Source organism: uncultured Treponema sp., from assembly GCF_946187725.1.
Lineage (GTDB): Bacteria > Spirochaetota > Spirochaetia > Treponematales > Treponemataceae > Treponema_D.
The window spans coordinates 16,642-33,110 of record NZ_CAMHSK010000016.1 but is presented as its reverse complement, the minus strand read 5'-3'; the positions used below and the strand labels follow the sequence as shown (position 1 = coordinate 33,110).

At 43.3% G+C, this 16,469-nt stretch carries 8 protein-coding genes; 7 read left to right on the top strand and 1 reads right to left on the bottom strand.

Annotated elements, in window-relative coordinates:
• Positions 1 to 66: 66 nt before the first annotated feature.
• From galT to Q0Q74_RS07740, 3 genes are read left to right on the top strand one after another with little or no spacing between them, the layout of a single operon-like run.
• Positions 67 to 1,584 carry a UDP-glucose--hexose-1-phosphate uridylyltransferase gene (gene galT, locus Q0Q74_RS07750; protein ID WP_294429779.1) on the top strand — a complete coding sequence of 506 codons (1,518 nt, stop codon included), beginning with the start codon at positions 67 to 69 and terminating at the stop codon, positions 1,582 to 1,584.
• Between the two features lie 5 nt (positions 1,585 to 1,589).
• Positions 1,590 to 2,621, top strand: coding sequence for an aldose epimerase family protein (locus Q0Q74_RS07745; RefSeq protein WP_294429778.1), 1,032 nt, complete (start codon positions 1,590 to 1,592; stop codon positions 2,619 to 2,621).
• 42 nt (positions 2,622 to 2,663) lie between these two features.
• Complete coding sequence (locus Q0Q74_RS07740; RefSeq protein ID WP_294429777.1) at positions 2,664 to 3,857, top strand: galactokinase; 1,194 nt, start codon at positions 2,664 to 2,666, stop codon at positions 3,855 to 3,857.
• A 29-nt stretch (positions 3,858 to 3,886) separates the two neighbouring features.
• Here Q0Q74_RS07740 and Q0Q74_RS07735 read toward each other — a convergent pair whose 3' ends face one another.
• Positions 3,887 to 4,897: a M23 family metallopeptidase gene (locus Q0Q74_RS07735; protein WP_294429776.1), complete on the bottom strand. Its 1,011-nt coding sequence runs from the start codon at positions 4,895 to 4,897 to the stop codon at positions 3,887 to 3,889.
• 330 nt (positions 4,898 to 5,227) lie between these two features.
• Between Q0Q74_RS07735 and Q0Q74_RS07730 the strand changes: the two genes are divergently transcribed.
• From Q0Q74_RS07730 to Q0Q74_RS07715, 4 genes are all read left to right on the top strand, one after another.
• Positions 5,228 to 6,295 (top strand): PTS transporter subunit IIC, encoded by a 1,068-nt coding sequence (locus Q0Q74_RS07730; protein ID WP_294429774.1) that lies wholly within the window; start codon positions 5,228 to 5,230, stop codon positions 6,293 to 6,295.
• A gap of 168 nt (positions 6,296 to 6,463) precedes the next feature.
• Positions 6,464 to 9,799: an InlB B-repeat-containing protein gene (locus Q0Q74_RS07725; protein ID WP_294429773.1), complete on the top strand. Its 3,336-nt coding sequence runs from the start codon at positions 6,464 to 6,466 to the stop codon at positions 9,797 to 9,799.
• Positions 9,800 to 9,809: 10 nt separating this feature from the next.
• Complete coding sequence (locus tag Q0Q74_RS07720; protein WP_294429772.1) at positions 9,810 to 14,921, top strand: InlB B-repeat-containing protein; 5,112 nt, start codon at positions 9,810 to 9,812, stop codon at positions 14,919 to 14,921.
• 618 nt (positions 14,922 to 15,539) lie between these two features.
• A complete protein-coding gene (locus Q0Q74_RS07715) occupies positions 15,540 to 16,439 on the top strand; it encodes an Rpn family recombination-promoting nuclease/putative transposase (protein ID WP_294429771.1) in 900 nt (299 codons plus the stop codon).
• Positions 16,440 to 16,469 lie beyond the last annotated feature (30 nt).

Below are 16,469 nucleotides of genomic sequence, written 5' to 3'. Positions count from 1 at the left end.
TGGCAGTTTGCAAAAAAAAAATTAAAAATCTTGACAAATTGAGCAATCGGTTGCACAATAATCTCTATGAGCATTTACAATGAAATTAACCGACTCTCTGCCTATGGATTGAAGGCAGGGCTTTTTGAGAAGGAAGATTTGGTGTTCGTTAAGAACCAGCTTCTTCTTCTTTTGAATCTTGACGGTTTTGAAAATGATGACGACGCATTTGCCGTTCCAGATGTCGAGATTTCTGACCTTGAGGATATTCTTGCAAAAATCCTTGATTATGCCGTAGAACACAAACTGACTGGCGGCGAGGGCGTGGTTTACCGCGATTTGTTCGATACCCGCCTTATGAGCGTAATGATTGACCGCCCGAGCAACATCACAAAAAAATTCAATGAGCTTTATGAAAAATCTCCAAAAGAGGCTACCGATTTCTTCTATAAACTCTCTCAGGATTCTGACTATATCCGCCGCTACCGTGTCTGCAAGGATTTAAAATGGAATTCAAAGACTCCTTATGGCGACATGGATATTACAATCAATCTTTCTAAGCCAGAAAAGGATCCTAAGGCAATCGCCGCTGCCAAGCTCATGAAGCAGGCCGGTTATCCAAAATGCCTTTTGTGTAAGGAAAATGTCGGCTATGCGGGCCGTGTAAATCATCCTGCACGCGAAAACCACAGAATCATTCCAATCACTCTTGCCGGTGAAACATGGGGCTTCCAGTATTCACCTTATGTTTACTATAACGAGCACTGCATTGTCTTCAATTTTGAGCACAGTCCTATGCTCATTTCAAAAAAGACCTTCGAGCGACTTCTTGATTTCGTTGACAAATTTCCGCATTACACAATCGGAAGCAACGCAGATTTGCCGATTGTCGGCGGTTCAATCCTCACACATGACCATTTTCAGGGCGGTGCCTACGAATTCCCGATGGCAAAGGCTCCTGTTGAAAAGGAATTCACTGTCAAAGGCTTTGAGGACCTCAAATGCGGCATCGTAAAATGGCCGATGAGCGTTATCCGTGTTTCTTGTGCTAAAAAAGAGCGCCTTGTTGACTTCGCAGAGCATGTCCTTCAGAAGTGGCGTGTTTATTCAGACGAAAAGGCCTTTATCTTTGCAGAAACTGATGGCGAAAAGCACAATACATTAAACCCGATTGCACGCAGACGAGGCGATTTGTTTGAGCTTGATTTGGTTCTTCGCAACAACATCACAACCGAAGAGCATCCGCTTGGAGTCTATCATCCTCATGCAGAACTTCATCACATCAAAAAGGAAAACATCGGTCTTATCGAAGTCATGGGACTTGCGATTTTGCCAGGCCGTCTCAAAACAGAACTTGCTGATTTGAACGCTGCATTGCGTGGCGGCAAGGATATTTCCAGTGATGAAAATCTTTCAAAACATGCTGACTGGTGCAAGGAGCTTTGTCAGAAATATGATTTTGCTTCAATGACCGAAGAAAAAGTTGATTCTGTTCTCAAAGAAGAAATCGGCGTTGTATTCTCTCAGGTTCTTGAACATGCCGGCGTTTACAAATACAGTGACGAAGGCAAAGCTTCATTCATGCGCTTCATCGAGAAATTATAAGTTTTATGATTGAATGCAAAAAACTTGACGGCGAAATCTCTCTCTACACGGTTTCAAACGGAACAATTTCGTTTTCGGCAATGGATTTTGGCTGCACGATTACGAATCTCTTTGTGAACGATAAAAATGGTCACAAAGTCGACATCCTTTTGGGCTATGACACGCTTTCTGAATGGAAGAGAGGAATGCAGGCTCATAATGCGATTGTCGGTCGTGTGGCAAACCGCATCCGTGGGGGAGAATTTACTCTCGACGGCAAAAAATATCTTCTCGAAAAAAATGACGGTCAGAACTGCCTTCACGGTGGAGACACCCGCTACGAAAAAATGCTTTGGAAAGGCGAAGAATATTCTGATTCTGAAGGCATCGGCGTAAAATTCACACGAAAAAGTCCGGATGGTGAGCAGGGCTTTCCTGGAAATCTTGACTTGTGCGTGATTTATAAGATTTCAGAGAAAAATGAGCTGATTTTTGAGTACACAGGAACGACTGATGGCGCGACTCCAATCAACCTGACGAATCATGCTTATTTTAACCTCAACGGAACCGGCTCGGTTTTGAATCATCGCCTGCAACTTGATTGTTGCAAGGTTCTTGAAAGTGCTTCGGATTCTGCTCCGAGCGGAAAGATTTTCGATGTTGAAGGTACGCCTTTTGATTTCAGAACAGAAAAGAAAGTCGGCGCTGAAATCGAAAAACTTGCCGTAAACGGGAAAGACAAACCGTTTGGTTATGACCATTGCTTTGTGACTTCTGCCGATGAGACTCACTTGGCTCGTGTGGGCATCCTTTCTTCTGATGAGAGCGGAATTTCAATGGAAATCTTTACGAATCAGCGGGGCGTTCATGTCTACACGGCAAATTACCTCGGCGGAAAAGGAAAGGGCGGAGTCAATCAGAAAATGCACGACGGAATCTGCTTTGAGACAGAGCGCTTCCCAAATGCAATAAATGAACCGTCTTTCCCTTCTTGCGTTTTGCGCCCTTCCGAAAAATACTGGCATAAAACAGTTTTTAAACTGAAAACCAGTCAATAAAATTGTACATTAAAAATAAAAAGTTTCATCCTGGAGGAGATTATGGGATTAACTGAAAAAGAATATGATGTGAATGAGCTGGTGCCGGCTTTTGTAAAACTTTATGGTGGAAATGCAGCTGATGTGGCTGTGTTCTCTTCACCGGCACGAATCAATATCATTGGTGAGCATATTGACTACAATGGCGGAAAGGTTTTCCCTGCTGCAATTAACCGATATCTTTATGTTGCCATCCGAAAGCGTGAGGATTCAAAAATCGTCTACAATGATGCGCGCTTCCCTGGAACTTACGAATTCGACATCAATGACGATTTCGTTTACGACAAAAAGAACGATTATGCCAACTATTTGAACGGTATTTTGAGCCAGATGAAATCACAGGGCTACAAATTCCCGTGCGGATTTGAAATTCTTATGGCAAGCAATGTTCCTGCGGGCGGCGGAATTTCTTCATCTTCTGCCCTAGAGTGCGGATTTGCCTATGCTGTGAGCGAGACATTCGGATTCAATATCAGCCGTGTCGAAATCGCAAAACTCGGTCAGATGAGCGAGCACAATTTCATGAATGTAAACTGCGGAATCATGGATCAGTTCATCATCGCAACTGGTAAAAAGAACACTGCTGAAAAACTCGACTGTGCAACCCTTGAATATGAATATGCGCCTCTTGAACTTGGAGATTACCGCTTTGTCGTCATGAACACGAACAAAGTCCGAAAACTTTCTGATTCAAAATACAATGAGCGAAGAAGTCAGTGTGAGCAGGCTCTGAAAATCTTGCAGGACAATGGCGTGGCAATAAAGGCTTTGTGCGAACTCACCCCTGCAAAATGGGAAGAGGTAAAGTCATTCGTGACTGATGAAATCTTGCAGAAGAGGGTAAAGCACTGTGTTTATGAAAACCAGCGTGTTTTGGATGCAGTAACTGCTCTTAAAGACGGCGACTTGAAGAAGCTCGGTGAGCTTTTGAACGCTTCTCATAAATCTCTTAAAGAAGATTATGAGGTAACGGGAATTGAGCTTGATACCCTTGCTGAAACTTCACAGAAACAGGAAGGCTGCCTGGGTGCGAGAATGACAGGTGCCGGTTTTGGTGGCTGCGCAATCGCTCTTGTTCACAAAGACAAGGTTGATTCTTTCATTGAAAATGTCCAGAAAGAATACACTGCAAAAATCGGTTATGCCGCAGGATTTTTTGCCTGTGAAAGCGGTGACGGAGTTGCAAAACTGGCCTAAAATCCAGCTTTTTCCTTTAAAAAGTGAACTTATTTGCTTTCGTTTTCGAAAGCAAAATCACCTGTAAAGAAGTCGGGCGAAACTGCTTCCATGTTGAGCCTGATTTCCCAATGCAGGTGAGGGCCAGTCGCAAGACCTGTTGCCCCAGAAAGACCGAGCAAATCCCCCTGATTTACGGTCTGGCCTACGCTTACATTCAGCTCGCTCATGTGATAGTAAAGCGAGTACAAGCCTGGAAGATGCTCAACGCAAACACTCCAGCCTGTTGAGATTCTGTCTTCTGCCATAACGACCCTGCCTTTTCCGCAAGAGCGTACTTCGCTTCCTGTCGGTACGCCATAATCGATTCCGTAATGAAGATTTGTTGAAGATTTTCCGTTGATGTAAGCGAATGTCCTTCGGTCAGCAAAAAATGAAGTTCTTCGGGTTGCAGGAGTGGGCGGAACAAAAGCCTTCGTATCATAGATTGAATCATAGTTTTTCGTGTCCAGAATTGCGTTCAGGCGTTTAATCTGGTCTGCTCGTTTTGCGCTGTTGTCGGTTTTGATTGCAGTGTTCGCAGCGTCGAGCGGAATTGTCTCTGAAACGAATTCCTTTTCAATAATTTTTACCGGCAGTTCAATTGTTTTTTCTTCCGTATTAAAGGCTTTGAAAGTGATTTTTGCCGTGTAGTCGCCGGGCTTCGCATAAGAAGAGATCGGGACACCAGTCAGAAGAACGGACTTCAGAAGCTTTTTGTCTGAAATCTTTTCGATTTTATAAAATTGTGATTTTGCGGTCGTTTTTTCAGAAAGTGTGCCGTCATCGTTTACGCGGAATATTGCGAGCTTTCCGCTGTCCTCGCCTGATTCTCCGAGAGATTTAATCAGTTTTTTATTTTTTGTCTCAAATACAATCCGCACAAAAACAGCATCGCCGGGCTGAACGGAAGGAGCATAATATGCCGTGAGCGTGTGGTCGGAGTAAGTGAAGGATTTTGATTCACCAAATGCTGTGAATGTCAGAATTGAAGCAATGATTGCGAAAACTATTTTTTTCATGCAGATGATTATATCATGATTTTTAATTTTTGTGATTAATCAGAGAGAAAAATCAGGTCTAAGTTCGAGTTTGATTTGTTGAATCGATTTACGGTGAAAAATTTCACAAAAAAAGCATTATTTTTCATTTTTCTACTTTTCTCTTTTTTGTTTTTCTGTTACATTTCTTGACAAATAAAAGCAGATGTTACGATTGTGATGACAGATGGCAGACTCATCGCTTAAAAAGCATGTACTGTCTAACGAGTTCACGAACGCTCCTAAGTCCACATCAACAAGTGACTCAATGAAAATCCCATTTATTTATTTTTCTCTTTATCAGGAGTTCGTATGAACAAGTATGTAAAGCGTTATTTTATTGACGCGCTCAGTGGCATGGCTCAGGGACTTTTTGCTTCCCTGCTTATCGGAACAATCATCAAGACTTTGGGGCAGCAGCTTCTCCGTCTCGGAACAAATCCTGTCTTCCAGTTTTTAGTTGATGCCGGAAATTTCGCAACTGACGGTCATGTTGTCGGTGCGGCTATGGCAATCGGAATCGGTTTTGCAATGAGCGTTCCTGCTCTCGTTCTTTTTTCTCTTGTTGCAGTCGGTAGTGCGGCAAATGTAACTGGTGGGGCTGGCGGTCCTCTCGCTGTTCTCGTAATCGCAGTAATTGCTGCTGAGTGCGGTTCTTTCGTAAGCAAAAAGACTAAGGTTGACATCATCGTGACTCCGCTCGTTACGATTATTGTTGGCGCTCTTCTTACTGTTCTAACTGCAAAATACATCGGAATGGCTGCTGCATCAGTCGGAAATATCATTGTCTGGGCAACAAAACTTCATCCGTTTGTAATGGGCATCATCATTTCTGTTGTAGTCGGTGTTGTTCTTACATTGCCGATTTCTTCTGCTGCAATTTGTGCGGCTCTTGGTCTTGTAGGCCTTGCGGGCGGTGCTGCTGTAGCCGGATGTTCTGCTCAGATGGTCGGTTTTGCAATCCTTTCTTTCCGCGAAAACAGATGGAGCGGTCTTCTTTCTCAGGGCTTGGGAACAAGTATGCTTCAGATGCCAAATATCGTTAAAAATCCGAAAATCTGGATTCCGCCGACACTTGCTTCTGCAATCACAGGTCCGATTGCAACATGTCTTTTCAAACTCGAAATGAACGGTGCGGCTGTTTCTTCAGGTATGGGAACCTGCGGTCTTGTTGGTCAGATTGGCGTTATCGCAGGCTGGTTCTCTCCGTCTGATGCTGCATTGAAGCACGGTGCAGTTGCAATTTCACCGACTTTCTTTGACTGGCTCGGACTTGTGCTTATCTGCTTCATTCTTCCTGGTGTTTTGAGCTGGGCTTTTGGTCTTCTTCTCCGTAAAATTGGTTGGATAAAAGAAGGGGATTTGACGCTGGCAGACTAATGCTTGATGAGCTTTCAGCATGGGCATAAATGCCTGTAAAAATCCAGAAAATCTTGAAATCCCCTGGTTATGTTTTTCGCTTTGGAAGATGTGGCCGGGGATTTTTTTTATGAGTGTTTTCCCAGAAAGCGTCTAGAATTCTTTATTCCATGCGTTATAATCATTTACATGGATTTAAAATTTCGTTTCAAACTTTTAAGAAAAAGTGGTCTTATATCATTTCTTGTGCTTTCATTGTGTCTCTGGGCGGGCTGTAATGATTTATCAGACCCTTCTGAATCTCATTCTGTCAGCAGGGCTTACCTTTCACTTTCTGTTAATCAGGATTCTTCGCTAAGAACATTAATGCCCCAAAATGTGAGCCTGGAGCAAATCACTAAGGCAGAACTTTCGGCAAAAAGTGCTTCGGGCGGAACGGCTTTTGTTGTCAAGGAGTGGCTTTCAACTGACACGGAAAATGCAATTCTTCTCATGATTGACGATGAAGATGTTTCGGTTGAACAGGGAACTTATGACTTTACGCTTTCTTTATACACTTCAAAAGCAAACGGCTCTTACAGACTCACCCAGTCTGGAACTATCGAAAACAAAGAAGTTTCTGCGGGCGGCAATTCCCTTCCATTTAATACACACTATGTCCAGAGCGGCGACCTTTCAATCACGCTCAATTTTACAGAATCTGACAGAATCGGAAAGATTGAGGCAGGACTTTTCACAATCGCAAGCAAAGGAGTCACTGCCTTTGAAGATGACGGAAACACATTTGCTTTTGAGGACATCACTCCGGCTGCGGCCTCTTATTCTGCCGTCTACGCAAAAGACGATGTTCCGAACGGAACCTATTATGTAAAATTCACAATCTATTCTACAGACGGCCAGACCGTACTGAATTCTTTGATTGATGTCGTGAGAATTCACGGCTACAAGACTGCACACACCTGCGAACTTCTGAACATCAACACAATCTATTCTATAGAATATGAGCTTAATGGCGGAAGCTGGGATTCTGGAGTGGAATCAGATCTCAAAAAAGAGCGAAACGCAAACACAGGAATTATGCTCCCCACAGAAGGCCTTAGCAAAGAAGGATTCGTTTTTGCCGGCTGGTACACGGATTCTGCTTTAACAGAACGCGTTGAGTCAATCGGCACGGGCACGGAATTTGAAAAAGACATCAAGCTTTATGCCCGCTGGGTTGACGGCACGATTTATGTTTCTGGCACAGGCGATGACTCGACTGGTGATGGCTCGGAGGAGAGGCCGTTCAAAACTCTAGAAGGTGCCTGTGAGAAAATTTTATCACTCAAATCAAAAAATGCGGTCTGGACTATTAAGATTAGCGGCGAAGTCACTGGTATTCCTGCCGGAACTTCTGGAACAGAAGCAAAGTATGGTCTGAGTACAATTCCTGAAACAATCACAAGCAATTATGCAAAATCAATTCTTTTGACTGGTGCGACAGGTCTTGATGCGACAGGCCTTCCGCAGGATTCAATCAACAGGAATCAGGCTGGAAACGCAAACGGTGTTTCAAACGGCACGGTTCTTGTCATCAATACTGCTGTTCCAGTCACAATCACCAACTTAAAGATTACAGGCGGTTTGGGAAGCAGTATAAATGCGGGTGGAATCAACATTGCTCAGGGGGCGACGCTTTCTCTTGGAGACGGAGCGCTTGTAACAGGCAACAGAAATACTTCGAACGGCCGGGGCGGTGCAATCCACAACGAAGGAACTCTCTATATGTACGGTTCTGCTGTTATCGGGGACAAATCAAACGGCGGAAAAACGGATGAAAGCCTTTACACTTATGCGGCAGATTCTTCTTCTTACCAAGATTTCAACAATAAGAAAATGGCAAATTACGGAAGTGCTGGAGGCGGCATTTATAACGGAAGTTCTACGGACAGTACGGTTTCTGCAAAACTCTATCTCGGCTACAAGCGAGGGGTGGATGGAAATCCTGTAAAGGAAGAACTTACAGGCGGTCTTTATTACAATGGCGGAACTGGCGGTGCTCTTTACAATGCGGAAGGAAGCTTTGTCTGGTTTGACAGCGGAACTTTTGCATGGAACGGAACTGAAGGCGGCGGCGGCGCGATAAAAAATGCCGGTACGCTTGAGATGACAGGCGGAACAATTGAGCACAACAGGGCGCTTGGTTTGAATGCTGCTTATGGCGGCGGCGTGTACAATGAAAAAACTACTTCAATATTCATAATGAGCGGCGGTACAATCAATCACAATATTGCCTACAGGTTTTATTCTTACGGTGATTTAAGTCATGGCGGGGCGGTGTACAATAACGGAAAATTCTTTATGTACGGCACGGCTGTAATCGGTGATAAAGATGCAAAAAGTGTAGCTTCTAAAGAAATCACTACGCCTGCGGAAGATGGAAAAATCCCGGATGATACGACTACACATGTCAGTGCGTGGGGAAACAAGGCCTGGCGTGGTGGAGCAATTTCCAGCAGTGGCGGAGTTTACCTGGGTTACAAACCTGACACAGAGGGAAATCCTATTGAAGAAAAACTTACCGGCGGTATTTATTACAATTATTCAGCCTATACAACATCTTCAAGTTCTTCATCAGACCAGTATGGCGGCGGTGCGATTGAATCTACTGGAACCATAAAAATGGCTTCGGGAACAATCGCTTACAATAAGACTGAAGCCTACGGCGGAGCCATCAGATATTCTCGCAGCAATAACTGCGTTTTTGAACTTTCAGGCGGCACAATCCGTGACAATACAGCTGGAATTGCGGGCGGAGCGATTTATATTGCTTCAGACAATTCAAATAATCTTACGCTCTCAGGCTCTGTCTTGATTCCTGAAGGTGCTGACAGCAAGCACGACATTTATCTTACGACCGGCTCAAAAACATATTATCCAAAAATTACGATTGCAAGCAGCCTTAGTGACGATTTTGCAGTCCGCCTTACCCCTGGATTCTACGATCCGAGCATGGCAATTCTTGTAAACGATGGGCTTGAAACAGACGCTTTTGCTTCTGAATGTGCAAAATTCTCAGTAAGCGACGAAGTAAAGGCTGATTTGGGAACTACGACAGAATGGTACATCAATGAAAGCGGAAAACTCACGAGCAGCACTCCGCTTGGCACGCTCACGATGACTTTGGATCATACGACCTATTCTGACATCACGCTTTCTGCGCGATATTATACGGACAAAGAAGCTTATGAAACCAGCACTACAAGCACGAGTGGAACGGCTTTCTATGCAACATCTACAGTCTATATAGGAAAATATCTTGTCTTTACGGCAAAGCTGCCTACTGAAAAAGAAGTAAGTTCATCGGGTTATACATGGTATTTCGATGGCATTGAGCAGGAATTTGAAACTGGTGCGGACACTTCAAAACTCGCCCTCGATACATCAGATTGGTCAATCGGTGTTTATGACATTGCAGTTGAAGCCGCTGACTCTGAGGGTACACATTACTCAAGCGAATATCACATCACGGTAAAGGCAAACTAGGAGACGAACGATGAAAAAGAATCTTATGAACTTTTTGAAAATGAAACTTCTCGCCGTCGTTGGTGCGGCTTTTCTGATTTCTTCATGTTCGGATGGCAGTAGAGATTTTTCTGAAACAAAGTCGCGTGCAAGTGCTGACGGAAAAACATATCTTTGCATAAGCGGAATGAAGATTTCTTCTGACAGAAGCATTGCCCCCGCAACGACTGATTATGCTGCTACAAAACTCACGGACATCGTGCTGAAAGGTGCGGTTGCTGGTGGTACTGAACAAAGGCTTGCAACGGCTGCGACCTATGATTTGATAAACGAAAAACTCATTCCATTAAGCTCTGCCGGTTCATGGTCTTTTACGCTCACTGCAAAACTGAACGGAGCTTCTTTTACAGGAGAGGCAACAAAAGACATTACGCTTGGCACAACGGCTACAATCGCATTTACTCTTGTAGCAGATGAATCATTCGGCGGAATGAGCATCAAATTCACTTTCACAGGAACTTCTACATCTGCTTCTGATTATACAGTTACCGCAAAACTGATGAGCAATGATAGAACGACTACAATCGAAACAAAAGAGTTTACTTCGGCAGAACTGACACCAAATTCAAACAGTTCTACAAACAAAACTTTCTATGTCACATATTCCCGTGCGGCAGCTGATGAAAATTCTCGTCTTTCAACTGGCACTTATTATCTTCTGTTTGAGATTTATGATACACGCAATTCTGACACGGTACCTCTCAACACAAGCCGAAATTTTGTCCGCGTAGACAATGGCCTTACGACAACTGCTGCACTTTCACTCACGCTCAACGATGTTTACACGATTACATACTATGATGATGAGGGGAAACTTGCAGAGGGCGTGAAGATTCTCAACTATTCAAGAAAGAGCGAGGCAATCACGCTTCCGACTATGGAAAAAGAAGGCTATTTGTTTGCCGGATGGTACACGAATTCAGAATTTACAGATGAAAGCCGTGTTGCAGAAAATGGAGAGAATCAGCAGGTAATTGCAGGCGGAACGACTGGAAATCTGTCATTGTACGCTTACTTTGTTAATACAATCTATGTTGCCTCTTCTGGACTTGCAGACAATACAGGATTTTCAAAGACGAATGCACTTGGCTCTATTGCTTCCGCAGTTGCTAAAATCTCAGATATCAATGATTCATCAATTGACTGGAATATTGCCGTGGACGGAACGCTTACTGAAGCACAGACGATTGAAGACCCTGCCTCTGGAGCAATTAGCTCAATCACCATTTTGGGCTGTAACGGAATTGACAGCACAACAAACGAGCCGAAAGATTCAATTGAGGTAACAGGTGCAGATACCGCACTCACTATTTCGACAAGTGTTCCTGTTACTGTAAGAGATATTAAGATTACAAAAGGAACTACTGGACATGGCGTGAATGTGGGTAGTGATTCAAAAATATACCTCGCGGGAACTCCTGTGATTGATGATTTGTATTTGGAAAGCAATGCTTATGATGGAACAATCTTCCTTGCAGACAACCTAGGCAGCGGGGCTTCGGTTACGATTACACCATCTTGTTATGAGACACCTGACTGTTCTTCCAATACAGACTACGAACTATATAAAGCTAAATTTGTTTATGTTGAAGAGGAAAGTGACATTAATATTGCCGATAATTCTAAATATTTCCATATTACAGCAGAAGTTGACGAAGATGGAGAACAAACAGGCACAGAATGGTTTATTGATGATGACGGTTGTTTGAATAAGTATGTAACTTTGACTTTTACAGGTGAAGGAACAGCTTCTATGTCGGCTACAAAGATTCCTTGCAAATATTTTGCAACAGCCAGCGAGTTGCCGTCTATTGAACGTGATGGTTATTTGTTTAACGGATGGTATTACAAAAGAACTTATGAAACAGGAAATCCTGCCATTGGATATACGACTGTTCATGAAATGACACCGTTAGATTTCAAAGAAGCTGATTATTATGATGATGATGAAAATACTGTTACAGATTCTGATTACACCTTCGTTAATAACAATACAACCCTTTATGCAACCTGGACATGCAATTCTGAAAATATTTATGTTAATGCTTCGACAGGTGCAGACTATGCTTATATCGATGAAAGTACGGGTGCCGATGATACTATTAAACTTGGTGACGGTTCTTCATCAGCACCTTATAAATCAATTAACTGTGCAGTAAGTTCTATTAAAACAATCGCTGACTCTTCAAAAGATTACACAATTTTAGTGACTGGCTTTACTGATGATTTTGATATTACAATTGATGAAAACGTGCCTGCAACTTCAATTACATTGCAAGGTGCTGTAGCGACAAATGAAGGTGAAGAACCTAGCTGCGGCATCAGTCGCTCATCGTTTATTAACGATAATCCTACAACTTTGTCTGTATCAGGCGGCCTTCATGTTACAATATCAAATTTTAAATTTGATGTAACTATACAAGGAGACGAAAGTGATGGTGCAATTATAAATGTTTCTGGCAGTGAAAGTTCAGTTACTTTAGATAGCGGTACCCTGTTTAAGGGGAATGCCCGTACCTACGGTGGTGCGCTTCCTCCAAATGGCGTAATTGCTGTCGAAAACGGCGGAACGCTTGTTATGAAGGCAGGATCTTCTATTGATAATTATTACATTGCAAATGGAAATGTTTATGTAAAAGAAGGCGGAATCTTTAATATGGAAGGCGGCACAATTTCTAATACAGGTTCCATTGGTCAGGGTGGTGCTGTCTGTGTTGCGGGTGGAAATTTTAATATGAGTGGTGGCGAAATCAGTTCTAACACTACAAGTATAATGAAAGGAACTTATGGTGCTGGTGTAACTGTTAAATCAGGTTCATTTATAATGAGCGGAGGAGAAATTAAAAACAATACCGCTTATATTTGGGCAACACAGGCAGGACTTCAAACTGCCGGCGGTGGTGTCTTTGTTTACGCAGATGGTTCATTTGAAATGACAGGCGGTACAATTTCTGGTAACAAGGCTCTAAATGCAGAAGGTGCAACCGGCACACCTGAAAGTTCAATGCTTGCCTACGGTGGCGGTGTCTGTCTCCAGGCATCAGGCTCAAAGATTGCTTCGTTCACAATGACTGGCGGTACAATCAGCGGTAACTCGGCTGGAACTTCAGGAAGCGGAATTGGATTTATTGGCTCTTTGGATGAAGGAACAACAGGAACAATTACGATTGGTAAAGATGCTCTTATTACACCTGATAACGATGTTTATCTGCCAAGTAATGTAACAATTACAGTTGACAGTGCATTGACTGGAGACGATGCTAATCCAATAAAGGCAACTATTACGCCTCAAAAATATCAGTCCGGCTTACAGATTCTTGAAGCAGCTGACGGTGTGAATCTTGAAACGGAATATGATTATTTTGCGGTAACAGACGAAAAATTAACTTCTAATACCACATATCCTTGGTATCTCACAGAAGATGGAAAACTGGAAACAACAATAGATCCTGCTTCTTCTGGTGTAATCTATGTAGGAACAGTCGGCGAAAACGAAGGAAACGTCGATACAGGAGACGGCAGCCGTTCTAAACCGTTCGAAAGTATTGAAAAAGCCGTCGAAATAATGAACAACAGTGAAAAAGATTACACAATCTTAGTAGGCGGAACTCTAATAGGCGCACAAAGCATTTCTGGAACGATTAACGCAAAATCTATCACACTCGAGGGCTTGAACGGTCTTGATGTCAGCGGAGAACCGCAGGATGTTCTCAATGGCGGATTTACAGAAACAAGCCTCGGAACTACACTTACAATCAATGCAGCAACTGTCACTATCAGAAATCTTGAGATTACAGGTGGATCTGCAGAAAACGGCGGTGGCATCAATGTAAGCAACTTCGCACACCTTACAATTCAGGAAGGCACGCTTATTACAGGAAACTATGCAACTACAAACGGTGGTGGTATATACAGTAACTTGAGTTACTTTACAATGGAAGGCGGAACTATTTCCAGCAACAGCGTTACAGGAAATGCGGATGGTGCAGGTGGTGGCGGAATCTGCATTACAGGCGGACTTGGAACAGGAATTTCCATGAGCGGCGGTACAATTACTGGCAACGGTTCATCAAATGTCGGTGGCGGTGTATACATTGGCGGAAATGACAGTTTTGAAATGACTGGAGGAACAATCACAGGAAATCGTGCAACTGAAGGCGGAAGCGGTGTTTATGTTGCAGAACTGGCCTCTGGCTCAGGTGAGTATTCACTTAAAATGGGCGGAAGTGCTGTAATTGCAAGTGATAACGATGTTTATCTGTCAGCTAATACTGGTAATACTTATCAGCCATACAAGGTGATTTATATTTTGAGTTCTCTCACTAGCGAGACAACACCTGTTGCAACGATTACTCCTGCATCATACTCAACATCAACTTATGTTCTGTCATCATCTTCTACAACTTCTACAGAATACAGCAAGTTCGCACTTACTCAGCCTGAAGATTCAACTGTAACATGGCGTATTATGCCGAACGGAGTACTTTGGGATAAGATGGGTGATAAATCTTCCGCAAGTGCTGTGGGAGACATAGTGTTTAATGACGGTACGGCTACTGCGTATTCCGATAATTTGAAACTCTCTGATGCACAGAAAGCGGCGGCGGTCGCCGTGATTTTTGACACAGAGAAAAAGCTTGGTGTAGGCCTGAAAACAGCATCAAGTAAAAAGTGGTGCTCTGAAAATGCTGTCGCATACAAGTCGGCAGAGTATGCGACAAGCGAAGATGACGGTGCTGCGAACACAGATGCGATTGCAAAGATAAATGATTATAGCGAAGAATACTATCCTGCGTTTTACTTTTGCACGAGCTACAGCGTGACGGGCTTTGAAAGCGGCTGGTATCTGCCAGCAAAAAAAGAGTTACAGAAAGTGTATGATAACCGCGAGGCAGTGGGAAACGCTTTTACGGCACTGGGCAGGACAAGTCCGTTTGCAAGCACCATTTACTGGTCGTCGACCCAGTACATTTCTGACAGCAGCACTCATTTCGCATACTTACTCGTTTTCGACAGTGGAAGCTGGGTCGATTCGAGCAAGTATGGCAGCTACGAGTGCGTGTGTGCGATTCGAGCTTTTTAGCCATTTAACAATTCAGATTTTTCGTCTGTGCCATCCGCCAGTTCTAGCATGCTGCATTAGTCATGCTGGGACCCCGAAACCAGGAACTTGCGTTGTCGTGCTTGCTTGAGTTCGGGGTGACGGTATGTATCATGCCGTCTTGGTGGTGTCATGCTGAACTCGTTTCAGCATCACCTGCAATGAGATTCCGAGACAGGCTCGGAATGACGACTGCGTGAGGGATTGTAGCCACGCCGAAGGCGGCCACTGGACTGAGCGCAGCGAAGGAAGCGGCTGGAGCGGCAGCGGAATGGCGGAAAGCCCGACCCGACATTAAAAAGAAAATAAATTGTTTTGCTGTCAGTGCGACACGGAGGTCGCATTGCTTAACAGACAAGATAAGCCTGCGACAACTCTTCGAGTTGTCGTAACGACATGGATGTCGGGGCACGCCCAAGAGAAGTTTTAGAACTTATCTCCAAAATCTCCAGTTTCCGTATTCCAAAACAAAAAAATCCTCAAAATATTTCAGTTTTTTTATGCCGTTACTGCCGAAAAGTGATTTTCTCCGCAAATAAATATGATAGAGAATTTCGAAGGAAAGTCTTTTGAATTTTTTATTTAAAGGAGAAATTATTTATGGGAAAACTGAAGTCATCAACAAAAAGCTGGGAAGAACTTACATTCGCAGACAATTTTTTGTTCTGTAAAATTTTGGAAAGTGAACCGGAACTATGCAAAGAACTTTTGGAACTTCTTCTTCATATCAAAATCGACCATCTTGAAGTTCCTCAGATGGAAAAAACGATGCAGGAGGGATTCGAATCAAAAAGTGTGCGGTTCGATGTTTTCACAAAGGATGACGGCAGAATTTTTGATATTGAGATGCAAACAACTGATACAAAAAATCTTCCAAAGCGGGCGCGGTATTACCAGAGCGTAATTGATATGGATAATCTTTCAAAAGGTGAAAAGTATTCCAAACTGAAAGATTCTTACATAGTATTTATTTGTCTCGATGACATCTTTAATAAAGGCCTGCCTGTATATTTCTTTGAAAATCTATGCCGGCAAAAAAGAGATCTGAGCCTCAACGATCGCACCTATAAGGTCTTTTTTAATGCTAAGGACTGTGATAAACTTAAAACATTGGAAGAAAGAGATTTTTTCAACTTTCTGAAGGGAAATCACGCGGAAAGTCGTTTTGCAAAAACAATCGAAGAAAAGGTTGAGCGTGCAAAAAAGAACGAAAAATGGAGGAAGGTTTATATGACATGGCAGCAGACAATCGATGAAGAAAAAGAAATCGCTCGGGAAGAAGGACTGGCAGAAGGTCGGGAAGAAGGTCTGGAAGAAGGACGGAAAGAAGGACTGGAAGAGGGGCGAGAAGAAGGTCGGAAAGAGGGTGCACAGGCCAAATCCATCGAAAATGCGAAAAACCTGCTTCGCATGAATCTCGGAACACCAGAGCAGATTTCTCAGGCTGTTTCGCTTCCTCTGGAACAGGTTCTTGCGTTTAAGGATGAAATGAAGTGTTAGAAGCATTGAATTTATGAGTCTTCAATCTTT